The sequence below is a fragment of the Pseudomonas sp. NPDC089406 genome, assembly GCF_044900265.1.
In the GTDB taxonomy this organism is placed as follows: Bacteria; Pseudomonadota; Gammaproteobacteria; order Pseudomonadales; family Pseudomonadaceae; genus Aquipseudomonas; species Aquipseudomonas fakonensis.
This window is the reverse complement of the sequence record NZ_JBJDNC010000014.1, coordinates 109,775-133,456: the sequence shown is the minus strand read 5'-3', so window position 1 is coordinate 133,456 and position 23,682 is coordinate 109,775. Positions and strand designations below refer to the sequence as shown.

Sequence of the window (23,682 nt, the reverse complement as noted above, 5' to 3'; positions counted from 1 at the left end):
GTAGGGGGCCGGATGATGGGAGCAGGGATTTTTTGGTGACTTTTTGATCCTTCAAAAAGTTACCCGCCGTAAGGGCGGAAAGGTGACGAAAAGCCAACATCGTCAATGAATGCGCATATATCTCCCAAAGCAATCACCATAAAGCCCCGAACCCGAACCCGAACCCGAACCCGAACCCGAACCCGAACCCGAACCCGAACCCGAACCCGAACCCGAACCCAACCCCTTGCCACACCCCCCACCAACCCGCTATCGTCCACCCCCTGAATTCATCCGATGACTGGACGAAAAGCCAACCCCCCAATGTCCCAACTCACCAAACGCTCCCTGGTCGAACAAGCCGTAGACCAACTCCGCGACCAGATCGCCAAAGGCACCTGGCAAGTAGGCCAACGCCTGCCCACCGAACCTGAGCTTGCCAGCGACCTGGGCATCAGCCGTAACACCGTGCGTGAAGCCATGCGCGTGCTGGCCTTCAGCGGCCTGGTGGAAGTCCGCCAGGGCGACGGCAGCTACCTGCGCACCGTGCAGGACCCGCTGCAAGCCGTGCAGGCCATGGCCCGCTGCACCGTCGAGCACGCCCGCGAAACCCGCCATATCCTCGAAGCCGAAGCCATCGGCCTGGCCGCGCTGCGCTGCACCGAGCACGACCTGCGCGAACTGCGCCAGGCCCTGCTGCAAAGCGGCGAGCACTTTCACGGCGATGTCGATGCCTATGTCGCCTGCGACATCCAGTTCCACCAACGCCTGGTGGACGCCGCCCACAACCCCGCGCTCAGCGAGCTGTACCGCTACTTCTCCGGTGTGGTCGCCGCAGCCCTGCAACACAACATGACCAGCGTCCCCCGTTGCCAGGCCACCTTCGACCTGCACGGGCAGATCCTCGACGCCCTCGAACAACGCGATCCGCAGCGTGCCAAGCGCCTCAGCCGGACCCTCATCGAATCCTGACTGGAACTGCCCCCATGAGTGATCAAGCAAACCGCGAACTCGATGAACTGCTCATCGATGCCGAGGCCGACGATGAACAAGTTCAGCAGCAGCCGGTACTGCTGCAGCGGCCCTGGCTGCTGTTGCTGGGCCTGGTGCTGGTGGCGCTGAACCTGCGCCCGGCGCTGTCGAGCATGGCGCCGGTGCTCGGGCAGGTGTCCGCGGGGCTTGGGCTCAACGCCTCCGAAGCCGGGCTGCTGACCACCTTGCCGGTGCTGTGCCTGGGGCTGTTCGCGCCGCTGGCGCCAATCCTGGCGCGCAGGTTCGGCAGCGAACGGGTGATCCTCGGCATCCTCGTGACCTTGGCCTTGGGCATCCTGGTACGCAGTGCGTTCGGGGTGGCCGGCATCTTCCTCGGCAGCCTCATGGCCGGTGCCAGCATCGGCATCATCGGCGTGCTGCTGCCCGGTATCGTCAAACGTGATTTCCCGCAGCACGCCGGCACGCTGACCGGCGTCTACACCATGGCCCTGTGCCTGGGTGCGGCCATGGCTGCCGGCGCCACCGTGCCGCTGGCCAGCCACTTCGACGGCAACTGGGCGCTGGGGCTGGGCTTCTGGATGGTGCCGGCGTTGCTGGCGATGCTGGTCTGGTTGCCCCAGGCGCGCCAGGGGCACGGCCTGCACAAGGCCGCCTACCGCGTGCGGGGGCTGTGGCGCGACCCGCTGGCCTGGCAGGTGACCCTGTACATGGGCTTGCAATCGTCGCTGGCCTACATCGTGTTCGGCTGGTTGCCGTCGATCCTCATTGGCCGCGGGCTGAGCCCCACCGAGGCCGGGCTGGTGCTGTCCGGGTCGGTGATCGTGCAACTGGTCAGCTCGCTGGGTGCGCCATGGCTGGCCACCCGCGGCAGGGACCAGCGCCTGGCCATCGTGGTGGTGATGCTGGTCACCCTGGCCGGGCTGTTCGGCTGCCTGTATGCGCCCATCGACGGGCTGTGGGGCTGGGCGGTGCTGCTGGGCCTGGGGCAGGGCGGTACCTTCGCCCTGGCGCTGACCCTGATCGTGCTGCGCTCCAAAGACGCCCACGTGGCCGCCAACCTGTCGAGCATGGCCCAGGGCGTGGGCTATACGCTGGCATCGATGGGGCCGTTCGCGGTGGGTCTGGTGCATGACCTGACCGGCGGCTGGAATGCCGTGGGCTGGATTTTCGCCGTGCTCGGCGTGGGCGCCATCGTGTTCGGCCTGGGGGCCGGGCGGGCGCTGCATGTGCAGGTGAGCAGCGAGAAGGTGTGAGGCGCGGCAAGCCGAGATTCCAGATACGGCACGGTACCTGTGGGAGCGGGCTTGCCGGGGTGCCGGACCACCGCGAACACGGGCGAAGCCCGTGCCATCCACCGCACTGCCTGCTTCGCGGGTAAACCCGCTCCCACAGGGCTGCGCAAACTCTGAATGAAGCGCTGTGCCTGTGGTAGCAACTGTCTTGTTCAATTTCCAAGATCTAGCGCGCCCCTTGTAGGAGCCGGCTTGCCGGCGATAGGGCCGGCACAGGCGAATGCTGGCACCGGCTGTGCCGGTGATCGCCGGCAAGCCGGCTCCTACAGGATCGTGCGAAGTCCAAACCAAGCGCTGGACCTGTGGGGCTTCAGCCGCGAAACAGGCGACGCGGTGGCTGGCACCGGCTTCGCCGGTATCGCGGGGCAAGCCCGTTCCCACGCAGCGTCGTCCTGGAAATAGCCCGGCCCACGGGCCAAGCGATCATTCATGACGCTGATGGATATGGCGCCATAAGTGGCCACAGGCTATCGTGCGCCTTTCGCCCCTAGCACAGGACCTGCCCATGAGCGACGCCAACAGCGCCTTGATCACCCGTTTCTACGAGGCTTTCCAACGCCTGGACGCCGAGGCCATGGCGGCCTGCTACAGCGACGACATTGCGTTCAGCGACCCGGTGTTCGGCACCCTGCGCGGCGATGACGCCAAGGACATGTGGCGCATGCTCACCTCGCGCGCCAAGGACTTCACCCTGACCTTCGACAACGTGCGCAGTGACGAGCGCGGCGGCGCGGCGCACTGGGTGGCAACCTACCTGTTCAGCCAGACCGGCCGGGTGGTGGTCAATGACATCCAGGCGCGCTTCGTGATCCGCGACGGGCTGATCTGCCAGCATGACGACACCTTCGACCTGTGGCGCTGGGCGCGGCAGGCGCTGGGCACCCCTGGTGTGCTGCTGGGCTGGTCGCCAATGCTGCAGAACAAGGTGCGCCAGCAAGCGTTCAAGGGCCTGCGCGCATTCCAGCAGGGCCGCTGAGCGGGTAAGCTTGCGCCACCTTCAGCTGTATCGAACCGAACCGTGAGCGAAACTCCACCACCCGCCGAGTGCAAGCCCTGGTACGTCTACCTGGTGCGCGCCGCCAATGGCTCGCTGTACTGCGGCATCAGCGACGACCCGCAGCGGCGCTTCATCAAGCACCAGAAGGGGCAGGGTGCGCGCTACTTCAAGACCAGCCCGGCGCAGGCGCTGGTGTATGTGGAGCAGTGGCCCGACAAGGGTGAAGCGCTGCGCCAGGAGCGGCTGGTGAAAAAGTTGCGCAAGAAGGCCAAGGAGGCGTTGGTGGCTTCCTATTGCGAAATTTGAACCTGGTGATTGATCGGCGCTTCTGAGGAGCTGTCTTGTGCTGCCTGCTGCGGCCCTATCGCCGGCAAGCCGGCTCCTACCGCTACAGCGCAGGTGAAGCCTGTGGGAGCGGGTTTACCCGCGAACACCGGCATAGCCGGTGCCATACACCGTGTTGCCGGCTTCGCGGGTAAACCCGCTCCCACAGGGATTGCATAAGCTTCAGGTCAGTGCTGTACCTGTAGGAGCCGGCTTGCCGGCGATGAGGCCGGTTCAGGCAGTACAAGACAGTTGCTCCCACAAAGTATGCGCAGCCAGGCTGCTCGTCTCAGTCCTTGCGGCGCTTGAGCTGGTCGATCAGTTGCGTCGGAAGCCCCTTGATCACCAGCGTCCCGGCCTCTTCGTCATACTCGATCTTCGAGCCCAGCAAATGCGCCTCGAAGCTGATCGACAAGCCTTCGGCACGGCCGGTGAAGCGGCGGAACTGGTTTAGGGTGCGTTTGTCTGCCGGGATCTCCGGCGACAGCCCGTAGTCGCTGTTGCGGATGTGATCGAAGAATGCCTGCGGGCGGTCTTCGTCGATCAGGCTGGAGAGCTCCTCGAGCGCCATCGGCTCGCCCAGCTTGGTCTGGGTGGTGGCGTAGTCGACCAGGGTCTGGGTCTTTTCGCGGGCGGACTCTTCCGGCAGGTCCTCTTTTTCCACGAAGTCGCTGAAGGCCTTGAGCAGGGTACGGGTTTCACCCGGGCCGTCGACGCCCTCCTGGCAGCCGATGAAGTCGCGGAAGTAGTCCGAGACCTTCTTGCCGTTCTTGCCTTTGATGAACGAGATGTACTGCTTCGAAGCCTGGTTGTTCTTCCATTCCGACAGGTTGACCCGCGCCGCCAGGTGCAGTTGGCCGAGGTCCAGGTGGCGCGACGGCGTCACGTCCAGCTCGGCGTTCACCGCCACGCCTTCGCTGTGGTGCAGCAGGGCGATGGCCAGGTACTCGGTCATGCCTTGCTGGTAGTGGGCGAACAGCACGTGACCGCCGGTGGACAGGTTGGATTCTTCCATCAGCTTTTGCAGGTGCTCGACGGCGGTGCGGCTGAACGCGGTGAAGTCCTGTTCGGTGTCCAGGTACTGCTTGAGCCAGCCGCTGAACGGGTAGGCGCCGGATTCACCGTGGAAGAAACCCCAGGCCTTGCCTTGCTTGGCGTTGTAGCTGTCGTTGAGGTCGGCCAGCAGGTTTTCGATGGCGTCGGAGGCTGCCAGCTCGCTGTCGCGGGCGTGCAGCACGGCGGGGCTGCCATCGGGCTTCTTGTCGATCAGGTGAACGATGCAATGACGGATGGGCATGGAATTCTCGGTCTGTTGGGCGGTGCGGCACCGCGCTGCAAAAGGCGCCCAGTTTACCCCAGGGCGGGGGTGGTGCAGTGGCCAGATGTTGGCGTAAATGGCGGTTGCTTGTTTTTTGTACGATTTGCCGGTTTTTTTCCGCAAACCCCCGAAAAACCTGCACAAAATCAATGTCGACAGCGGATATTTATCGATTCATGTGGTAGCTTTGCGCGGTCTTGCGCCCCCTGTGTGGCGCATTGCTGGCAGCTTGCTTGCGGGGTGTCGAACCAAACGCCGATTTGTGTATCTACATACGCGATCGACGCGGCCTCTGGATTGTCCCCGGGCTGGCCCGACCACCGACCAAGCACGCTGCACAACCTCTGATTTGATAGGGAAGGAACACCACCATGGCACTGACCAAAGACCAACTGATTGCCGATATCGCTGAATCGATCGACGCGCCAAAAACCACCGCGCGCGCTGCCCTGGAGCAACTGGGCCAGATCGTCGCTGACCAACTGGAAAACGGCGCCGAAATCACCCTGCCAGGCATCGGCAAACTGAAAGTCTCCGAGCGTCCTGCCCGTACCGGCCGCAACCCTTCGACTGGCGCTGCCATCGAAATCGCTGCCAAGAAAGTCGTCAAGTTCGTTCCGGCCAAGTCCCTGAGCGACTCCATCAACAAGTAATTGTTGAGGCGTTGACGAAACCGCGCCCGGCTTGCCCGGGCGCGGTTTTTTTGTGCCTGTGTTTCTGCCGCCCGCGATCCCTGTAGGAGCGGCCTTGTGTCGCGAATGGGGCGCGTAGCGGCCCCAGGAAGTGCGTCATTGCACATATCGTTGGGGCTGCTTCGCAGCCCTTTCGCGACACAAGGCCGCTCCTACCGGGGGCTGCGCGAACGTTCGGATTGTTATCTGGCCAGCCAGGCCTTGCGCGCCTCATCGTCATGGAAGCTCCAAGCCACCATGCGGCTCTGCTTCTGCCCCTGGCCCATCTCGACGATGCGCACAGCCTTCACCCCGGCTTTCTTCAGTGCAGCCTCAATGCCCGGCAGGTTGCTGGCCTTGGACACCAGGCTGGTAAACCACAGCACCTGGGCTGCGTACTGCACGCTTTCACCGACCAGTTGCGTCACGAAGCGGATCTCGCCGCCCTCGCACCACAGCTCGTTGTTCTGCCCGCCAAAGTTAAGCACCGGCAGCTTGCGTTTGGGGTCCTGCTTACCGAGGTTCTTCCACTTGCGCTGGCTGCCACGGGTGGCTTCTTCACGCGAGGCATGGAAGGGCGGGTTGCACAGGGTCACCGCGTAACGTTCACCCTCCTGCAGCAGGCCGCTGAGGATGTGCTTGCGCTCGGCTTGCAGACGCAGGCCGATGGCCTTGTCCAGTTGGTTGGCCTGCACGATGGCCTTGGCCGAGGCCAGGGCCACCGGGTCGATGTCGGAGCCGGTGAAGCGCCAGCGGTAATCGCTGTGGCCCAGCAGGGGGTAGATGCAGTTGGCGCCTACGCCGATGTCCAGGGCGCGCACCTGGGCGCCGCGCGGTACTTCACCGCCGTTGTCTTCGGCCAGCAAGTCGGCGGCAACGTGGATGTAGTCGGCGCGCCCCGGAATCGGCGGGCACAGGTAGTCGGCGGGGATGTCCCAGTGCTGGATGCCGTACTGGGCCTTGAGCAGCGCCCGGTTGAACACCCGCACGGCTTCGGGGTTGGCGAAGTCGATGCTGGGTTTACCGTGGGGGTTGGTGATGGTGAAGCGGGCCAGGTCCGGGTGGGCCTTGATCAGCGCCGGGAAGTCGTAGCGGCCCTGGTGGCGGTTGCGCGGGTGCAGGGTGGGTTTGTCAGTCATGGTCGGATCCGGTGTTGCAGGCCTTGGGGCTGCTTTGCAGCCCTTTCGCGACACAAGGCCGCTCCTACAGGATAGCGGCGCCCTTCAAACCGGCGCCGTCCCTGTAGGAGCGGCCTTGTGTCGCGAAAGGGCCGCAAAGCGGCCCCAACGGTCTATCAGATTGTTACAGCGCAGCAATCCGCGCATGCTGCTCGGTGAAGTTGGCCAGGGCCTGTTCGGACTCGGCCAGCTTGGCGCGTTCCTTCTCGATCACCGCAGGCGGCGCCTTGTCGACGAAGGCGGCGTTGGACAGCTTGCCGCCCACCCGCTGCACTTCACCCTGCAGGCGCTGAATTTCCTTGTTCAGGCGAGCCATTTCCGCATCCTTGTCGATCAGGCCGGCCATCGGCACCAGCACTTGCAGGTCACCCACCAGCGCGGTGGCCGACAGCGGTGCTTCGTCCTGCTCACCCAGTACGGTGAACGACTCGACCTTGGCCAGCTTCTTCAGCAGCGCTTCGTTTTCCTGCAGGCGGCGTTGGTCGTCGGCGTTGGCGTTTTTCAGGAACAGCGGCAGCGGCTTGCCCGGGCCGATGTTCATCTCGGCGCGGATGTTGCGCAGGCCGACCATCAACTCTTTCAGCCACTCGATGTCGCCTTCGGCGGCGGCGTCGATGCGGCTTTCGTTCGCCACAGGCCAGGCCTGCAGCATGATGGTCTTGCCTTCGATACCGGCCAGCGGCGCGATGCGCTGCCAGATTTCTTCGGTGATGAACGGCATGAACGGGTGGGCCAGGCGCAGCGCCACTTCGAGCACGCGCACCAGGGTGCGACGGGTGCCACGGGCGCGCTCGACCGGGGCGTTCTCGTCCCACAGTACCGGCTTGGACAGCTCCAGGTACCAGTCGCAGTACTGGTTCCAGATGAACTCGTACAGCGCCTGGCTGGCCAGGTCGAAGCGGAACTGCTCGAGCTGGCGGGTCACTTCGGCTTCGGTGCGCTGCAGCTGCGAGATGATCCAGCGATCAGCCAGCGACAGCTCGTAGGCCTCGCCGTTCTGGCCGCAGTCCTCGCCCTTGTCCAGCACGTAGCGCGCGGCGTTCCAGATCTTGTTGCAGAAGTTGCGGTAGCCTTCGACGCGGCCCATGTCGAACTTGATGTCGCGGCCGGTGGAGGCCAGCGAGCAGAAGGTGAAGCGCAGCGCGTCAGTGCCGTAGCTGGCGATGCCTTCGGGGAATTCGGCCTTGGTCTGCTTGGCGATTTTCTCGGCAAGCTTGGGCTGCATCATGCCGCTGGTGCGTTTTTCCAGCAGGGCGTCGAGGGTGATGCCGTCGACGATGTCCAGCGGGTCAAGCACGTTGCCCTTGGACTTGGACATCTTCTGGCCCTGGCCGTCACGGACCAGGCCGTGCACGTACACGGTCTTGAACGGAACCTGCGGGGTGCCGTCCTCGTTCTTGATCAGGTGCATGGTCAGCATGATCATGCGCGCAACCCAGAAGAAGATGATGTCGAAGCCGGTCACCAGCACGTCGGTGCTGTGGAATTTCTTCAGGAACTCGGTCTGCTCAGGCCAGCCGAGGGTCGAGAAGGTCCACAGGCCCGAGCTGAACCAGGTGTCGAGCACGTCGTCGTCCTGGCGCAGCTTGATGTCGGCGCCGAGGTTGTGCTTGCTGCGCACTTCTTCCTCGTTGCGGCCCACATAGACCTGGCCGGCCTCGTCGTACCAGGCCGGGATGCGGTGGCCCCACCACAGCTGACGGCTGATGCACCAGTCCTGGATGTCGCGCATCCACGAGAAGTACATGTTCTCGTACTGTTTAGGTACGAACTGGATGCGGCCGTCTTCCACGGCTTCGATGGCAGGCTCGGCCAGCGGCTTGGTGGAGACGTACCACTGGTCGGTCAGCCACGGCTCGATGACGGTGCCCGAACGGTCGCCTTTCGGCACCTTCAGGGCGTGGTCGTCGATGCTCACCAGCAGGCCCTGGGCGTCCAGGTCGGCAACGATCTGCTTGCGTGCGACGAAGCGGTCGAGGCCGGCGTACTGGGCGGGCAGGCTGGTGTCGAACTGCTCGTTGACGCTGCCGTCGAGGTTGAAGGCCTGGGCGGCGGGCAGCACCAGGGCGTTCTTGTCGAAGATGTTGAGCAGCGGCAGGTTGTGGCGCTTGCCGACTTCGTAGTCGTTGAAGTCGTGGGCCGGGGTGATCTTCACGCAGCCGGTGCCGAACTCCGGGTCGCAGTAGTCGTCGGCGATGATCGGGATGCGGCGGCCGACCAGCGGCAGCTCGACGAACTTGCCGATCAGCGCCTGGTAGCGCTCGTCGTTGGGGTTGACGGCGACGGCGGCATCACCCAGCAGGGTTTCCGGACGGGTGGTGGCAACCACCAGGTGGTCCTTGCCTTCGGCGGTCTTGGCGCCATCGGCCAGCGGGTAGCGCAGGTTCCACAGGTGGCCCTTCTCGTCGTGGTTTTCCACTTCAAGGTCGGAGATCGCCGTGTGCAGCTTGGTGTCCCAGTTGACCAGACGCTTGCCGCGGTAGATCAGGCCGTCCTCGTGCAGGCGCACGAAGGCTTCCTTGACCGCTTCGGACAGGCCGTCGTCCATGGTGAAGCGCTCGCGGCTCCAGTCCACCGACGAGCCCAGGCGGCGGATCTGCCGGCTGATGTTGCCGCCGGACTGGTCCTTCCACTCCCAGACCTTCTCGAGGAACTTCTCACGACCCAGGTCGTGGCGGTTCTGGCCTTTGGCTTCGAGCTGGCGCTCCACCAGCATTTGCGTGGCGATACCGGCGTGGTCGGTGCCTGGCTGCCACAGGGTGTCACGGCCCTGCATGCGGCGAAAACGAATCAGGGCGTCCATGATCGCGTTGTTGAAACCGTGGCCCATGTGCAGGCTGCCGGTGACGTTCGGCGGCGGGATCATGATGGTGTACGAGTCACCAGCACCTTGCGGGGCGAAATAGTTCTCGGACTCCCAGGTGTTGTACCAGGAAGTTTCGATGGCGTGCGGCTGGTAGGTCTTGTCCATGCGCGGCGGGACCCTATGGCATTTGTTCGGGAAAGCCGGGAAGTATACAACGGGGAGGGCGCAGGGGACACGGTGTAGTGACATTGCACCGCGTGGGCTTCTTCGCGGGCAAGCCCGCTCCCACAGGTACGGCGTCGCCCTCAAGAACGACGCCGTACCTGTGGGAGCGGGCTTGCCCGCGAAGAGGCCGGTGCAGGAAGACGCAGACTACTCGGAACGCTTGAGCAAGCGATCGAGCCGCGCGTCGAGGCGGCGCTTGATCTCGGTCTCGATATGCGGGGTGAAGTCGTTGATCACGTCCTGCATGATCAACTGCGCCGCGGCGCGCAGCTCGGCGTCCAGGTGCAGCAGGGTGTCCTGGCGGCGGGTCTGGGCATCTTCTTCGGGGGCGGCGGGCGCGGCTTCGGCGACCGGTGGCGGGGTATCGTTGCCGGCCGGCTCGTCGAGCAACAGCGGGATCTGCTCCACCGTTTCGGTGAGCAGCGGCGGTTGCAGGTTGGCGTCGCCCAGCAGCTCGCGAATCGACTCAAGGTCGTCGAGCAGGTGGGCATTATGGGTGAGGGAGGTCAGCTGCTTGTCCATCGTCTTCTACAGTCGTTGTAAGCGGTGATCTTGCAGAGCATAGCCCTGTTCTCGGTAGAAACGGAATCGCTCGCGGGCCGCCTGGCGAATGCCGGGCTCCTCGACGACGATTTCGGCGACCCGCTCGAACTGCCCGACGAACCCGGGCACACCGCCGCCCAGGTTGATCAGCAGGTCGCGGTGGCTGCCGGCCTCATCGCCAATGCCCAGCGCCACGCTGGCGTCGCTGTGCTGCTCGTGATGGTCGTGGGGCACGAAGGCCTCGCCCTTGAAGCGCCACAGGCGTTCGTCCAGCTCCAGGCGTTGCGCTTCGTCCTGGCAATGCAGGTAGACCCGGTGGCCGAGGCGCCAGGCTTTCTCGCACAGCTTGCAGGCAAAATCCAGCCGCGCCGACAGCGCGTCGGTGGGCAGGATGTAAAAGTCGACTTTGCTCATCGTTCAATTCGCCAGCCGGCGGCGCCTGGGCGCCACCGGCTGTGCGCCATCAGGCGCCGGCGCGGTCCAGCAGGTACTGGGTGAGCAGCGGCACCGGGCGGCCCGAGGCGCCCTTGTCCTTGCCACCGCTGATCCAGGCGGTACCGGCGATGTCCAGGTGTGCCCAGTTGTAGGCCTTGGCGAAGCGCGACAGGAAGCAGCCCGCGGTGATGGTGCCGGCCTTCGGGCCGCCGATGTTGGCGATGTCGGCGAACGGGCTGTCCAGTTGCTCCTGGTACTCGTCGAACAGCGGCAGTTGCCAGGCGCGGTCGTCGGCGCGCTTGCCGGCGTCCAGCAGTTGGCCGACCAGTTCGTCGTTGTTGCCCATCAGGCCCGAGGTGTGGCTGCCCAGGGCGACGATGCAGGCGCCGGTCAGGGTGGCCAGGTCGATCACCGCCTGGGGCTTGAAGCGTTCGGCGTAGGTGAGGGTGTCGCACAGCACCAGGCGGCCTTCGGCGTCGGTGTTGAGGATCTCGACGGTCTGCCCGCTCATGGTGGTGACGATGTCGCCCGGGCGGGTGGCGCCGCCGCTCGGCATGTTTTCGGCACAGGCCAGCAGGCACACCAGGTTGATCGGCAGTTGCAGCTCGAGCACCGCTTTGAGAGTGCCGAACACGCTGGCGGCGCCGCACATGTCGTACTTCATTTCGTCCATGCCGGCGCCAGGCTTGAGGCTGATGCCGCCGGTGTCGAAGGTGATGCCCTTGCCCACCAGCACGAACGGCTTGTCGGCCTTTTTACCGCCCTGGTAGTTGAGCACGATCAGGCGTGGCGGCTGGTCGCTGCCCTGGCCGACGGCGTAGAACGCGCCCATGCCCAGGTCCTTGATCTTCTTCTCGTCCAGCACTTCGACCTTCAGGCCTTTATGCGCCTTGCCCAGGTCCTTGGCCTGCTCGGCGAGGAAGCTTGGGTGGCAGATGTTCGGCGGCAGGTTGCCCAGGTCGCGGGTGTAGGCCATGCCGTTGGCGATGGCGGTGGCGTGCTTGACGGCGCGCTCCACCTCGGCCTGGCCGGCCTTGTCGGCCAGCAGGGTGATTTTTTTCAGGGCGCGCGGCTCGGCCTTCTTGCTCTTGAAACGGTCGAACACGTAGGCGCCGTCGAGCAGGGTCTCGGCCAGCAGGCGGTACTTGCCGTAGTGGCCGTCACGGGCGCTGACCGCCAGGTCGTCCAGGGCCAGCACGGCGTCAGTGCCGCCCAGGCCCTTGAGCACGCCGGCAGCGCTGGCCACCAGCTTGCGCCAGGCGCGGTCGCCCAGGGCTTCGTCCTTGCCGCTGCCCACCAGCAGCACGCGCTCGGCCTTGAGCCCCGGCAGGCTGTGCAGCAGCAGGGTCTGGCCCGGCTTGCCGGCCAGGTCGCCGCGCTTGAGCAGGGCGCTGATGGCGCCTTCGCAGGCCAGGTCGACGGCCTTGGCAACGTTGCCGAGCTTGCGCCCTTCACCCACCGGGATCACCAGGGTGGCGGTTTTTACGGATGCAGCGGCTACGCTTTTTACAACCAGTTCCATGTCAGGGTTCCCCGAATGATCTGTGGGTTGGCGCTGTCTGTTGCAGGCGCTCGGAATACCGGTTAGGCCGCCTTTGCGGCCAGCGGAAAAGCTGCCAGTTTGAGCCTGCGGGATCCAAGATGACAACCCCGACATGCAGCGTCATGCGTGGCCAAGTGACAGGCGCGGTCAATCACAGGATAATGCGCGCACTTTCCATGGAGGTTCGCCTTGGCGAACCGGCATTGGTCCTGGCTTTTCGAATCGTTCGTATGGCTGTGTGCCCCTGACAACCCAGGAGTGTCTGGTTTGATCGTCTTCCGTTATCTGTCCCGCGAGGTCCTCGTGACCTTGAGTGCCGTCAGCGCTGTGCTGCTGGTCATCATCATGAGCGGGCGCTTCATCAAATACCTGGCCCAGGCGGCCCAGGGCGTGCTCGATCCGGGTGTGTTGTTCCTGATCATGGGCTTTCGCCTGCCGGGCTTCCTGCAACTGATTTTGCCGCTGGGCCTGTTCCTCGGCATTCTGCTCGCCTATGGCCGGCTTTATCTCGAAAGCGAGATGACCGTGCTCTCGGCCACCGGCATGAGCCAGCAGCGCCTGCTGGCCATGACCCTGGCACCCGCCGCGCTGGTCGCCCTGCTGGTAGCCTGGCTGAGCCTGAGCCTGGCCCCGCAAGGGGTTGCCCAGGTGCAGAAGATCATCGCCCAGCAGGATGCACTGACCGAGTTCGACACCTTGGTGCCGGGGCGTTTCCAGACCCTGCGCGACGGTTCGCGAGTCACCTACACCGAGCAGCTCTCGGACGACCGGGTCAACCTGGCCGGGGTGTTCATTTCCGAGAAACGCTTCAACCAGGACAAGACCAAGGACCGCGCCCCGTCGGTGCTGGTGGCCGAGAAGGGCCACCAGGAAGTCCAGGCCGACGGCAACCGCTACCTGGTACTGGAAAACGGCTACCGCTATGACGGTAACCCTGGCCAGGCCGACTACCGCGCCATCAAGTACGACACCTATGGCGTACTGCTGCCCAAGCCCGAGGTCAGCGAAGAAGTGACCGAGCGCGAGGCCATCCCCACCTCGCAGCTGTTCGGCCACAAAGGCGTGCGTGAGCGTGCCGAGTTGCAGTGGCGCCTGTCGCTGCCGCTGCTGGTGTTCATCGTGACCCTGCTGGCGGTACCGCTGTCGCGGGTCAACCCGCGCCAGGGCCGCTTCCTCAAGCTGCTGCCGGCGATTCTTCTGTACATGGCTTACCTGACGATGCTGATTTCCGTGCGCGGCGCCCTGGAGAAGGGCAAGTTGCCCATCGCCCTGGGCATGTGGTGGGTTCACGCCCTGTTCCTGCTGATCGGCCTGGCCCTGATGTATTGGGAGCCGATGCGCCTCAAGCGTGCGGCGCGCCGTGCGGAGGTGGCCCATGGCTAAGCTCGACCGTTACATCGGCCAGAGCGTGCTGCTGGCCATTCTCGCGGTGCTGGGCATCATCCTCGGCCTGGCTTCGCTGTTCGCCTTCATCGACGAGATGGGCGACCTGAGCAACACCTACAGCGTGCTCGACGCCGGTATCTATGTGGCGCTCACCGCGCCGCGCCGGCTGTACGACATGCTGCCGATGGCCGCACTGATCGGCTGCCTGATCGGTCTGGGCAGCCTGGCCAGCAGCAGCGAGCTGACCATCATGCGCGCCGCTGGCGTATCCATCGGCCGCATCGTCTGGGCGGTGATGAAGCCCATGCTGGTGCTGATGCTGGTGGGCTTGCTGATTGGCGAATACGTCGCTCCCGTCACCGAGAACAAGGCCCAGGCCGACCGCTCGTTGGCCCAGGGCGGCGGCGAGGCGCAAAGCTCCAAGCGCGGCATGTGGCACCGCCAGGGCGAGGAGTTCGTGCACATCAACTCGGTGCAGCCCAACGGCCTGCTGCTGGGCGTGACCCGCTACCGTTTCGACGACAAGCGCCAGATCGCTTCGTCCAGCTTCGCCCGCAAGGCTCAGTACCGCGACAACCAGTGGGTGCTGAGCGACGTTGCCACCACCCACTTCCGCGGTGACCACACCGAAGTGGTCAAGGCGGCAGAAGAGCCGTGGGATGTGTCGGTCACCCCCGAGCTGCTCAACACCGTGGTGCTGGCGCCGGAGTCGCTGTCGATCACCGGGCTGTGGGACTACATCCACTACCTGGCCGACCAGGGCCTGAACAACGCCCGCTACTGGCTGGCGTTCTGGACCAAGGTGCTGCAACCGGCAGTGACTGCTGCGCTGGTGCTGATGGCGATCTCGTTCATCTTCGGCCCACTGCGTTCGGTCACCCTCGGCCAGCGTGTGTTCACCGGTGTGCTGGTGGGCTTCGTGTTCCGCATCGCCGGCGACCTGCTGGGCCCTTCGAGCCAGGTGTTCGGCTTCCCGCCGCTGCTGGCGGTGCTGCTACCGGCCGGCATCTGTGCGCTGGCCGGTGTGTGGTTGTTGCGCCGGGCCGGTTGATGGCCTGAACCGCAAAAAAAGCCGACCTCAGGGTCGGCTTTTTTGTGGGCGTTGTGTGGGCTGGCGTGGGAGCGGGCTTGCCCCGCGATGGCGGTGAGAAGACCATCGAGGGGCAAGCCCGCTCCCACGCGGTGACGTTTTCTGTCACTTCTTGCGCTTGGGCAACCGCACCAACTGCGTCTCGGAATACATGTCATGCCAGCTGCGCTTGCGCTTGTCGAACAGCGACCAGATGAACCCCAGCCCCAGGCACAGCCACGAGGCAATCGACACCACGAAACGCAGCAGCGCCTGCCACAGGCTGATGGCGCTGCCATCGGCGTTCTGCACCCGCACGCCCCATACCTGCATGCCCAGGGTCTGGCCGCCGTGGGTCCAGAACTTGGCAAAGAAACCGAACAGCACGAACAGCATGAGGGTGGCGAACAGCGGGTCCTGGTCCAGGGCGCCGGCATCGCTCAGCTGGCGCAGGCGCTCTTCGCCGACGATGGCGATCTGGATCATCTTGTACACGCCGCCGGTCACGATCAGCAGCGCGGTGCACAGCAGAAAGTCGTAGAACATCGCCGCCAGGCGGCGGCCCAGGCCGACCGGTGGAAAGTCCCCCTGGGGTGTGAGCAAAGGCTTGGACATGCGGGACAGCTCCGAATGACGAAGCCGCCATTCTACGGGCAAAAAAAAGCCCCTGCACTTGGCAGGGGCTTTTTGTCGCATGGCTTAGACAGGTTGAACCTTGTCTGCCTGCAGGCCTTTCTGGCCTTGGACGGCTTCGAAGGTGACCTTCTGGCCTTCTTTCAGGCTCTTGAAGCCGTTGCCTTCGATGGCGCGGAAGTGTACGAACAGGTCTGGACCGCTCTCGGGGGTGATGAAGCCGTAACCTTTTTCGTCATTGAACCACTTGACGGTACCGTTCTGACGCTCAGCCATTGTCTTATTTCCTATGACGCTTGATTGTGATGACAGTTCTTTCACATCGATATAAAAGTGAAAGATTACTGGGCTGTTTTGCAGGAAGTAAGCGGCGTCGAACGGGTTGTAGCAAATTGCAGCTACTGGCCCAGGTCACGAGCTATTGCGACCCATGCAAACACAGTGCAATGACTCTACGCCAACTGCCAAGCGAAACACAAGCCCTTGCAGCGCAGTAAAAACGGGCTTTTTTAAACCCCCTGAAATTTTGCCGAAAACGCCATGCTGCCTGGCCTGGCGCCCTGTGAAAAAGTTATGAGGCAGGTTCGAAAACGAATATGCAAACCGGCCTGCCTCACGCATTCAGCCGCGATAGTAACGTTGCGCCACGAAAGGCATTTTGCTGACTTTAAGGGCAACTTGCTTGCCGCGTACCACGGCAAAAAGCGAAGTTTCCAGCGCGGCATGTTCACTATCGATATAACCCATTGCTACAGGTGCGCCGAGGGTCGGGCCAAAGCCGCCACTGCACACTACGCCAACAGTCTTGCCGTTACTGTCGACGATCTCGGCGCCCTCACGAACCGGCGTGCGCTCCAGCGGCAGCAGGCCCACCCGTTTGCGTTTTACACCGCCGACCTGCTGGGCGAATACCTGCCCGGCACCGGGAAAACCACCGGCACGGGCGCCATCGGCACGGCGCACCTTGGAAATCGCCCACAGCAGGCTGGCTTCGATCGGCGTGGTGTCGGTGTTCATGTCGTGGCCGTACAGGCACAGGCCGGCTTCGAGGCGCAGCGAGTCGCGGGCGCCCAGGCCGATGGGTTGCACTTCGGGTTCGGCCAGCAGGCGGCGGGCCAGGGCTTCGGCGGCGGTGGCCGGTACCGAGATTTCGTAGCCATCTTCACCGGTGTAGCCCGAGCGGCTGACGAAGCAGTCTTCACCCAGCAGTTGCAGCGGGCGGAACTGCATGAAGGTCATGCCGGCCACTTGCGGGGCCAGGCGCTCCAGCACCTTCACTGCCGCCGGGCCTTGCAGGGCCAGCAGGGCGCGCTGCTCGAACAGCGGTTGAATTTCGCAGCGATTGCCGATGTGCGCTTGCAGGTGGGCCAGGTCCTGCTCTTTGCAGGCGGCGTTGACCACCAGGAACAGAGTGTCGTCGCCCAGGTTGGCGACCATCAGGTCGTCGAGGATGCCGCCTTGTTCATTGGTGAACATGGCATAGCGCTGCATGCCCACCGGCAGGTCGATGATGTCCACCGGCACCAGGGTTTCCAGTGCAGCGGCGGCGTCGCTGCCGCGCAGGATGATCTGGCCCATGTGCGACACGTCGAACAGGCCGGCCTGCTCGCGGGTGTGCAGGTGTTCCTTGAGCACGCCCAGCGGGTACTGCACGGGCATGTCAAAGCCTGCGAACGGCACCATGCGCGCGCCCAGTTCCAGGTGCAGGGCGTGCAGCGGGGTCTTTTGCAGTGTTTCGGACATCGGGGACTCCTTGGTTTTTGTTCGGGTCAGCATTCGATGATGTTGACGGCCAGACCGCCGCGGGCGGTCTCCTTGTATTTGCTTTTCATGTCGGCGCCGGTCTGGCGCATGGTGCGGATGACCTTGTCGAGGGAGACGAAGTGCTGCCCGTCGCCGCGCAAGGCCATGCGCACCGCATTGATCGCCTTCACCGAGCCCATGGCGTTGCGCTCGATGCAGGGCACCTGGACCAGCCCGCCGATGGGGTCGCAGGTCAGGCCGAGGTTGTGTTCCATGCCGATTTCGGCGGCGTTCTCAACCTGCTGCACGCTGCCACCCATCACTTCACACAGCGCCCCGGCGGCCATCGAGCAGGCCACGCCGACCTCGCCCTGGCAGCCCACCTCGGCGCCGCTGATCGAGGCGTTCTCTTTATAAAGAATGCCGATGGCCGCAGCGGTGAGCAGAAAGCGCACCACCCCGTCCTCGTTGGCGCCCGGCACGAAGCGCATGTAGTAGTGCAGCACCGCCGGGACGATGCCAGCCGCGCCATTGGTGGGTGCGGTGACCACCCGCCCGCCGTGGGCGTTTTCCTCGTTCACCGCCAGGGCGTAGAGGTTGACCCAGTCGAGTACCGACAAGGCATCGCGCAGGCTGGCCTCCGGGTGGCGGCTGAGCTGGCGGTACAGCGCCGGCGCGCGGCGCTTGACCTTGAGCCCGCCCGGCAGGATGCCCTCATGCTGGCAACCGGCTTCGACGCAGTCCTGCATCACCTGCCAGATGCGCAGCAGCCCGGCGCGGGTCTCGGCCTCTGGCCGCCAGGCGGCTTCGTTGGCCAGCATCACCTGGCTGACTGCCAGGTTTTGCGCGGTGCAATGGGCGAGCAGTTGCTTTGCGGTTGTGAACGGGTAGGCCAGTACGGTGCTGTCCTCGACGATGCGGTCGTGGCCGGCAGCCTCTTCGTCCACCACAAAACCGCCGCCCACCGAGTAGTACTCGCGGCTGCGAATCTGCAGGCCGGCGGCGTCGAAGGCGCGGAAGATCATGCCGTTGGGGTGGTAGTCCAGCGGTTTGCGGATCATCGCCAGGTGCTGCTTCTCGATGAACGCAATGCGCTGCTCGCCCAGCAGGTCGAGATGACCGCTGTCGCGGATGGCCTGCAGGCGCGCGGGGATGCTCTCGGTGTCGATGAGGTCGGGGTGTTCGCCTTCAAGGCCCAGCAGCACCGCCTTGTCGCTGCCGTGGCCCTTGCCGGTGGCGCCCAGCGAGCCGTACAGCTCGGCCTTGACGCTGGTGGTGTTGGCCAGCAGGCCATCACGGCGCAGGCCTTCGGCGAAGCGCGCGGCGGCGCGCATCGGCCCGACCGTGTGTGAACTGGAGGGGCCGATGCCGATCTTGAACAGGTCGAAGACGCTCAGTGACATGGTGGAACCTCCTGAACAGCAGGGGTCGCTTTGCGACCCTTTCGCGACACAAGGCCGCTCCTACAGGGACCAATGCCGACCTTGTAGGAGCGGCCTTGTGTCGCGAAAGGGCTGCGCAGCAGCCCCCGCTATCTACAGGACGCCTCAGACGTCCTGATAGCTCTCGATCGACGGGCAAGCGCACACCAGGTTGCGGTCGCCGAACACGTTGTCGACACGCCCGACCGGCGGCCAGTACTTGCCTTCGACCAGGCTTGGCAGCGGGTACACCGCCTGCTCGCGGCTGTAGCCATGGGCCCATTCGCCGGCCAGTTCCGCCGCGGTGTGCGGGGCGTTTTTCAGCGGGTTGTCGTCCTTGTCCAGGCTGCCGTTCTCCACCGCGCGGATTTCCTCGCGGATCTGGATCATGGCGGCGCAGAAGCGGTCCAGTTCCTCTTTGGACTCGCTCTCGGTCGGTTCGATCATCAGCGTTCCGGCCACCGGGAACGACATGGTCGGGGCGTGGAAACCGAAGTCGATCAGGCGCTTGGCGACGTCGTCGACGCTGATGCCGCTGGTCTCCTTGAGCGGGCGCAGGTCGAGGATGCACTCGTGGGCTACCAGGCCGTTGCCACCGGTGTACAGCACAGGATAGTGCTCTTCCAGGCGGCGGGCGATGTAGTTGGCGTTGAGGATCGCCATTTGCGAGGCGCGTTTCAGGCCCGCGCCACCCATCATGCGAATGTACATCCAGGTGATCGGCAGAATGCTCGCGCTGCCGAACGGCGCCGCGCACACGGCGCCGGCGGTGTTCTCAAGCTGCGCGTGGCCCGGCAGGAACGGCGCCAGGTGCGCCTTGACGCCGATCGGGCCAACGCCCGGGCCGCCACCGCCGTGGGGGATGCAGAAGGTCTTGTGCAGGTTCAGGTGCGATACGTCGCCGCCGAACTTGCCCGGGGCGCACAGGCCGACCATGGCGTTCATGTTGGCGCCGTCGATGTACACCTGGCCGCCGTTGTCGTGGATGATCGCGCAGATCTCGCCGATGGCTTCCTCGAACACGCCGTGGGTGGACGGGTAGGTGATCATGATCGCCGCCAGGCGCTCGCGGTGCTCGATGGCCTTGGCGCGCAGGTCGTCGATGTCGACGTTGCCGCGGGCGTCGCAGGCGGTCACCACCACGCGCATGCCGGCCATGTGCGCGGTGGCCGGGTTGGTGCCGTGGGCCGAGGACGGGATCAGGCAGATGTCGCGGTGGCTGTCGCCACGGCTGCGGTGGTAGGCGCGGATAGCCAAGAGGCCTGCGTACTCGCCTTGGGAGCCGGCGTTGGGCTGCAGCGACACGGCGTCGTAGCCGGTGGCGGCGCACAGCATCGCCTCAAGCTCGCGGGTCATCTGCAGGTAGCCCTGGCTTTGCGCGGCCGGGGCGAACGGGTGCAGGTTGCCGAACTCGGCCCAGGTCACCGGGATCATCTCGCTGGCGGCGTTGAGCTTCATGGTGCACGAGCCCAGCGGGATCATGGTCCGGTCCAGCGCCAGGTCCTTGTCGGCCAGGCGGCGCAGGTAGCGCATCAGCTCGGTTTCGCTGTGGTAGCGGTTGAATACCGGGTGCTCGAGGATCGCCGACTGGCGCAGCAGGGCAACGGGCAGGCGCACCTGCACTGCGGCGGCGATGGCGGCAAAGTCCGCGGCCTTGTCGGTGAACAGCGCCCACAGCGCCTCGACATCGGCCTGGCTGCTGGTTTCGTCCAGCGACAGGCCCAGGTGTTCGGCGTCGATCTGGCGCAGGTTGATGCCCTGGGCGCGGGCCTTGTCGTGCAGTGCTGCGGTAGCACTGCCGGTGGCCAGGGTCAGGGTGTCGAAGAACGCGCAGGTGACCACGTTCACGCCGGCCTGCTCAAGGCCTGCGGCCAGAATCGCGGTCAGTGCGTGGGTGCGCTCGGCGATGCGCTTGAGGCCGGCCGGGCCGTGGTACACGGCGTACATGCTGGCGATGTTGGCCAGCAGCACCTGGGCGGTGCAGATGTTGCTGGTGGCCTTCTCGCGGCGGATGTGCTGCTCGCGGGTTTGCATGGCCAGGCGCAGGGCGCTCTTGCCGAAGCGGTCGATCGACACCCCCACCAAACGGCCGGGCATGTCGCGCTTGAACGCGTCACGGGTGGCGAAGTAGGCCGCGTGCGGGCCACCGAAGCCCAGTGGTACGCCAAAGCGCTGGGCGCTGCCGATGGCCACGTCGGCATCGAACTCGCCCGGCGGGGTCAGCAGGGTCAGGGCCAGCAGGTCGGCGGCCACGGCCACCAAGGCGCCCGCTGCGTGCAAGCGCTGCACCAGGTCACGGTAGTCGAACACGTCACCGTTGCTGGCCGGGTATTGCAGCAGGGCGCCGAAGAAGGCACTGGCGTCGCTCAGCTCGCGCTCGTCACCCACCACCACATCAATGCCCAGCGGTTCGGCGCGGGTGCGCAGCACGTCGAGGGTTTGCGGGTGGCAGTGTTTGGAGGCGAAGAAGGCGTGGCTGGCCTTGTTCTTCGACAGGCGCTTGCAGAAGGTCATGGCCTCGGCAGCGGCGGTGGCTTCGTCGAGCAAGGATGCGTTGGCGATCGGCAGGCCGGTGAGGTCGCTGATCAGGGTCTGGAAGTTCAGCAGCGCTTCCAGGCGGCCCTGGGAGATTTCTGGCTGGTACGGGGTGTAGGCGGTGTACCAGGCCGGGTTTTCCAGCAGGTTGCGCAAAATCGGCGCCGGGGTGTGGGTGTTGTAGTAGCCCTGGCCGATGTAGCTCTTGAACAGCTGATTGTTGCCGGCGATGGCTTTCAATGCGGCGAGGGCGTCGGCCTCACTCTGGCCGTCTTCGCTGCCAAGCACGCTGGTGCCCTTGATGCTGTCGGGGATGACCGCTGCGGTCATGGCCTCCAGCGAGTCGAAACCGAGGGTGGCGAGCATGGCTTGCTCGTCGGCGCTGCGTGGGCCGATATGGCGGGCGATGAATTCGTTGGCGGTGCCGAGGTTGATGGTCATGGTTGCACTCCTCAGGCGTCGTCGTTGGCTTTGATCAGGCGGTCGTAGGCGTCCTGGTCGAGCAGGGCGCCCACCTCGGCCATGTCGGTCGGGACGAAGCGGAAGAACCAGCCTTCACCCAGCGGGTCTTCGTTGACCAGCTCAGGTTGATCGTTCAGGCCTTCGTTGACCGCGACCACTTCACCGCTCAAAGGCATGTACACGCCGCTGGCGGCTTTTACCGACTCGACGGTGGAGGCTTCATCGCCCTTGCTGTAGGGCTGCAGCTCCGGCAGTTGCACGTAGACCACATCGCCCAGGGCGTTCTGGGCGTAGGCGGTGATGCCCACGGTGACGCTGCCGTCGGCTTCGACGCGCAGCCATTCGTGATCTTCGGTGAAACGCAACTCGCTCATGGGGAATCCTCGGGAAGCAGGGCGTTGGGCGCGGTGGGTCCGCGCTCTTGGGTTGGGATTTCCCTAGCAATAATGCGGCCACATGAAAAAAGTACATATAAATCAATTACTTGGTATTGAGGTGTAATAATTCATTCTTTCTGGTGGAATGAAATCATTACGCTGTTGGCGGGGAGGAAAAAGAAAGCGGGATCAAACCCTTGCGTAAGCGCTGGCAAATCAATGTGGAATGAATTCGACACGGTGTAATGATTTCGGTACGAGTGGCTGGCGCCCTTGCCTGATGATTGGCAAGGGCGCCGCACGGCTGCTACAGGGCCACGAACAACGGCAGCGCCAGATACAGCTTGATCACGATGGCGTTGATGATGTCGATGAAGAACGCACCGACCATCGGCACCACCAGAAAGGCCATCTGCGACGGCCCGAAGCGCTGCGTCACGGCCTGCATGTTGGCGATGGCGGTCGGCGTTGCGCCGAGCCCGAAGCCGCAGTGCCCGGCGGCCAGCACCGCCGCGTCGTAGTTGCGGCCCATCACCCGGAAGGTCACGAAGATGGCGAACAGGGCCATCACCAGCGTCTGTGCCGCCAGCAGGATGAAGAACGGCAGGGCCAGCGCGGCCAGGTCCCACAACTTGAGCGACATCAGTGCAATGGCCAGGAACAGTGACAGGCTGACGTTGCCGAGCACCGAGACTTCCCGTTCGAACACGTGGTATGCGCCAAACGCGGCCAGGCCGTTACGCAGCATCACGCCGACGAACAATACGCAGACGAAGGTCGGCAGCTCCAGCGCTGTCCCCTTGAGCATGCCGTTCAGCAGGGTGCCCAACATCAGGCTGACGGCGATCAGGGCCAGGGTCTCGACCAGCGAGAACGAGGTGATCAGCCGCTCGGTGTGCGGTTGCTCGAAGCCCTTTGGCAGTTGCGGCGCCGGCTGTTCGGTGCCGGGCACCTGGACGCGCTTGATCAGCAGGCGGGCAACAGGCCCGCCAATCAGCCCGCCGAGTACCAGGCCGAAGGTTGCCGAGGCCAGGGCCAGTTCCGAGGCCGACGCCAGGCCGAACTTCTCGCTGAAGGTCGCGCTCCACGCGGCCCCCGTGCCATGGCCGCCAGACAGGGTGATCGAGCCCGCCAGCAGGCCCATCAGCGGGTCCAGCCCCAGTGCCGTGGCCAGGCCGATGCCCATGGCGTTCTGCACCAGCAGCAAGCCTGTGACCACTAACAGGAAAATCACCACCACGCGCCCGCCTTTCTTCAGGCTGGTGAGGTCGGCGCTGAGGCCGATGGTGGCGAAGAACGCCAGCATGAGCGGGGTTTGCAGCGAGGTATCGAATTGCACACGAATATCGAAACTGCGCAGTGCCAGCAGCACCAGCGCGACCAGGAGCCCGCCGGCGACGGGTTCGGGGATGTTATAGGCGCGCAGGAAACCAACGCGTGCAACCAGGCTGCGGCCCAGCAGAAGTACCAGCGAGGCAGCGACCAGCGTCCCGTAGAAATCAAGTTCAAGCATCAAGGGGCTCTTTGTTGTATCCGCAGGCGGGCACATGCGTGCTCGGCCTGTGTAAGCGAAGGGGCAAGGCCCGGCCTCCCGGGGGAGGGTGAAGAAAAGCGGGGGCATTCTAGGGTAGGACTTGCCGACGGGACGATTCAGAAAAGTCTGAAAGTGCTGGGCGTGCCAGCTACTTTTTCCCGCGTAGCTGTAGGGCGGCTGTCGTGAATAAAGTCGTACCTGATGAAACCCTTACAACC

20 protein-coding genes are annotated in these 23,682 nt (G+C 64.6%); 7 read left to right on the top strand and 13 right to left on the bottom strand.

Annotated features, from left to right (window positions below):
• Nucleotides 1–303: 303 nt before the first annotated feature.
• The 4 genes from ACI2KK_RS12525 to ACI2KK_RS12510 all read left to right on the top strand — a co-directional run bounded on the left by ACI2KK_RS12525 (nt 304) and on the right by ACI2KK_RS12510 (nt 3,567).
• A complete protein-coding gene (locus tag ACI2KK_RS12525; protein WP_217840140.1) occupies nt 304–951 on the top strand; it encodes a FadR/GntR family transcriptional regulator in 648 nt (215 codons plus the stop codon).
• Between the two features lie 14 nt (nt 952–965).
• Nucleotides 966–2,225, top strand: a complete 1,260-nt coding sequence (locus tag ACI2KK_RS12520; protein ID WP_404669138.1) for a CynX/NimT family MFS transporter — start codon at nt 966–968, stop codon at nt 2,223–2,225.
• Between the two features lie 544 nt (nt 2,226–2,769).
• Complete coding sequence (locus ACI2KK_RS12515) at nt 2,770–3,240, top strand: nuclear transport factor 2 family protein (protein ID WP_404669137.1); 471 nt, start codon at nt 2,770–2,772, stop codon at nt 3,238–3,240.
• Nucleotides 3,241–3,282: 42 nt separating this feature from the next.
• Nucleotides 3,283–3,567, top strand: a complete 285-nt coding sequence (locus ACI2KK_RS12510) for a GIY-YIG nuclease family protein (protein WP_404669136.1) — start codon at nt 3,283–3,285, stop codon at nt 3,565–3,567.
• A 307-nt stretch (nt 3,568–3,874) separates the two neighbouring features.
• On the opposite strand, the gene yejK is transcribed toward ACI2KK_RS12510, so the two are convergent.
• The gene (gene yejK / locus ACI2KK_RS12505) at nt 3,875–4,882 is read right to left on the bottom strand and encodes a nucleoid-associated protein YejK (protein ID WP_217840136.1); all 1,008 of its coding nucleotides are present in this window, start codon (nt 4,880–4,882) and stop codon (nt 3,875–3,877) included.
• A 392-nt stretch (nt 4,883–5,274) separates the two neighbouring features.
• Between yejK and ACI2KK_RS12500 the strand changes: the two genes are divergently transcribed.
• Entirely contained in the window at nt 5,275–5,556 is a 282-nt protein-coding gene (locus ACI2KK_RS12500; protein WP_217840135.1) for an HU family DNA-binding protein, read from the top strand.
• Nucleotides 5,557–5,777: 221 nt separating this feature from the next.
• Here ACI2KK_RS12500 and rlmF read toward each other — a convergent pair whose 3' ends face one another.
• The 5 genes from rlmF to ACI2KK_RS12475 form a co-directional block, all read right to left on the bottom strand.
• Entirely contained in the window at nt 5,778–6,713 is a 936-nt protein-coding gene (gene rlmF, locus ACI2KK_RS12495; protein WP_404669135.1) for a 23S rRNA (adenine(1618)-N(6))-methyltransferase RlmF, read from the bottom strand.
• Between the two features lie 163 nt (nt 6,714–6,876).
• Complete coding sequence (locus ACI2KK_RS12490) at nt 6,877–9,723, bottom strand: valine--tRNA ligase (RefSeq protein ID WP_404669134.1); 2,847 nt, start codon at nt 9,721–9,723, stop codon at nt 6,877–6,879.
• A gap of 207 nt (nt 9,724–9,930) precedes the next feature.
• Complete coding sequence (locus ACI2KK_RS12485) at nt 9,931–10,305, bottom strand: DNA polymerase III subunit chi (protein ID WP_217886329.1); 375 nt, start codon at nt 10,303–10,305, stop codon at nt 9,931–9,933.
• A gap of 6 nt (nt 10,306–10,311) precedes the next feature.
• Nucleotides 10,312–10,740, bottom strand: a complete 429-nt coding sequence (locus ACI2KK_RS12480) for a DNA polymerase III subunit chi (RefSeq protein ID WP_404669133.1) — start codon at nt 10,738–10,740, stop codon at nt 10,312–10,314.
• A 49-nt stretch (nt 10,741–10,789) separates the two neighbouring features.
• Nucleotides 10,790–12,283: a leucyl aminopeptidase gene (locus ACI2KK_RS12475; RefSeq protein WP_404669132.1), complete on the bottom strand. Its 1,494-nt coding sequence runs from the start codon at nt 12,281–12,283 to the stop codon at nt 10,790–10,792.
• A 288-nt stretch (nt 12,284–12,571) separates the two neighbouring features.
• On the opposite strand from ACI2KK_RS12475, the gene lptF reads away from it, so the two are divergent.
• Together lptF and lptG are read left to right on the top strand one after the other, a co-directional pair.
• Nucleotides 12,572–13,687 (top strand): LPS export ABC transporter permease LptF, encoded by a 1,116-nt coding sequence (lptF, locus tag ACI2KK_RS12470; RefSeq protein ID WP_404669131.1) that lies wholly within the window; start codon nt 12,572–12,574, stop codon nt 13,685–13,687.
• Nucleotides 13,680–14,741, top strand: a complete 1,062-nt coding sequence (gene lptG, locus ACI2KK_RS12465) for an LPS export ABC transporter permease LptG (protein ID WP_217840128.1) — start codon at nt 13,680–13,682, stop codon at nt 14,739–14,741. The genes lptF and lptG overlap by 8 nt, the downstream gene beginning before the upstream one ends.
• Nucleotides 14,742–14,885: 144 nt before the next feature.
• Here the strand turns inward: lptG and ACI2KK_RS12460 are convergent, their stop codons facing one another.
• From ACI2KK_RS12460 to gltS, 7 genes are all read right to left on the bottom strand, one after another.
• The gene (locus tag ACI2KK_RS12460) at nt 14,886–15,374 is read right to left on the bottom strand and encodes an RDD family protein (RefSeq protein ID WP_369987917.1); all 489 of its coding nucleotides are present in this window, start codon (nt 15,372–15,374) and stop codon (nt 14,886–14,888) included.
• 84 nt (nt 15,375–15,458) lie between these two features.
• Nucleotides 15,459–15,668, bottom strand: a complete 210-nt coding sequence (locus ACI2KK_RS12455; RefSeq protein WP_217840126.1) for a cold-shock protein — start codon at nt 15,666–15,668, stop codon at nt 15,459–15,461.
• Nucleotides 15,669–16,013: 345 nt separating this feature from the next.
• Complete coding sequence (gene gcvT / locus ACI2KK_RS12450; RefSeq protein WP_404669130.1) at nt 16,014–17,135, bottom strand: glycine cleavage system aminomethyltransferase GcvT; 1,122 nt, start codon at nt 17,133–17,135, stop codon at nt 16,014–16,016.
• 26 nt (nt 17,136–17,161) lie between these two features.
• Complete coding sequence (locus tag ACI2KK_RS12445) at nt 17,162–18,538, bottom strand: L-serine ammonia-lyase (RefSeq protein ID WP_404669129.1); 1,377 nt, start codon at nt 18,536–18,538, stop codon at nt 17,162–17,164.
• Nucleotides 18,539–18,682: 144 nt separating this feature from the next.
• Nucleotides 18,683–21,532 (bottom strand): aminomethyl-transferring glycine dehydrogenase, encoded by a 2,850-nt coding sequence (gene gcvP, locus ACI2KK_RS12440; protein ID WP_404669128.1) that lies wholly within the window; start codon nt 21,530–21,532, stop codon nt 18,683–18,685.
• Between the two features lie 11 nt (nt 21,533–21,543).
• Entirely contained in the window at nt 21,544–21,927 is a 384-nt protein-coding gene (gene gcvH / locus ACI2KK_RS12435; protein WP_404669127.1) for a glycine cleavage system protein GcvH, read from the bottom strand.
• Nucleotides 21,928–22,237: 310 nt separating this feature from the next.
• Entirely contained in the window at nt 22,238–23,443 is a 1,206-nt protein-coding gene (gltS, locus tag ACI2KK_RS12430) for a sodium/glutamate symporter (RefSeq protein ID WP_404669126.1), read from the bottom strand.
• Nucleotides 23,444–23,682 lie beyond the last annotated feature (239 nt).

Bases quoted from the DNA above. Each gene is read 5' to 3' on its own strand.
- ACI2KK_RS12525 (WP_217840140.1), top strand. From the start codon at position 304: ATGTCCCAACTCACCAAACGCTCCCTGGTCGAACAAGCCGTAGACCAA.
- ACI2KK_RS12520 (WP_404669138.1), top strand. From the start codon at position 966: ATGAGTGATCAAGCAAACCGCGAACTCGATGAACTGCTCATCGATGCC.
- ACI2KK_RS12515 (WP_404669137.1), top strand. From the start codon at position 2,770: ATGAGCGACGCCAACAGCGCCTTGATCACCCGTTTCTACGAGGCTTTC.
- yejK (WP_217840136.1), bottom strand. From the start codon at position 4,882: ATGCCCATCCGTCATTGCATCGTTCACCTGATCGACAAGAAGCCCGAT.
- ACI2KK_RS12500 (WP_217840135.1), top strand. From the start codon at position 5,275: ATGGCACTGACCAAAGACCAACTGATTGCCGATATCGCTGAATCGATC.
- rlmF (WP_404669135.1), bottom strand. From the start codon at position 6,713: ATGACTGACAAACCCACCCTGCACCCGCGCAACCGCCACCAGGGCCGC.
- ACI2KK_RS12490 (WP_404669134.1), bottom strand. From the start codon at position 9,723: ATGGACAAGACCTACCAGCCGCACGCCATCGAAACTTCCTGGTACAAC.
- ACI2KK_RS12485 (WP_217886329.1), bottom strand. From the start codon at position 10,305: ATGGACAAGCAGCTGACCTCCCTCACCCATAATGCCCACCTGCTCGAC.
- ACI2KK_RS12480 (WP_404669133.1), bottom strand. From the start codon at position 10,740: ATGAGCAAAGTCGACTTTTACATCCTGCCCACCGACGCGCTGTCGGCG.
- ACI2KK_RS12475 (WP_404669132.1), bottom strand. From the start codon at position 12,283: ATGGAACTGGTTGTAAAAAGCGTAGCCGCTGCATCCGTAAAAACCGCC.
- lptG (WP_217840128.1), top strand. From the start codon at position 13,680: ATGGCTAAGCTCGACCGTTACATCGGCCAGAGCGTGCTGCTGGCCATT.
- ACI2KK_RS12460 (WP_369987917.1), bottom strand. From the start codon at position 15,374: ATGTCCAAGCCTTTGCTCACACCCCAGGGGGACTTTCCACCGGTCGGC.
- ACI2KK_RS12455 (WP_217840126.1), bottom strand. From the start codon at position 15,668: ATGGCTGAGCGTCAGAACGGTACCGTCAAGTGGTTCAATGACGAAAAA.
- gcvT (WP_404669130.1), bottom strand. From the start codon at position 17,135: ATGTCCGAAACACTGCAAAAGACCCCGCTGCACGCCCTGCACCTGGAA.
- ACI2KK_RS12445 (WP_404669129.1), bottom strand. From the start codon at position 18,538: ATGTCACTGAGCGTCTTCGACCTGTTCAAGATCGGCATCGGCCCCTCC.
- gcvP (WP_404669128.1), bottom strand. From the start codon at position 21,532: ATGACCATCAACCTCGGCACCGCCAACGAATTCATCGCCCGCCATATC.
- gcvH (WP_404669127.1), bottom strand. From the start codon at position 21,927: ATGAGCGAGTTGCGTTTCACCGAAGATCACGAATGGCTGCGCGTCGAA.
- gltS (WP_404669126.1), bottom strand. From the start codon at position 23,443: ATGCTTGAACTTGATTTCTACGGGACGCTGGTCGCTGCCTCGCTGGTA.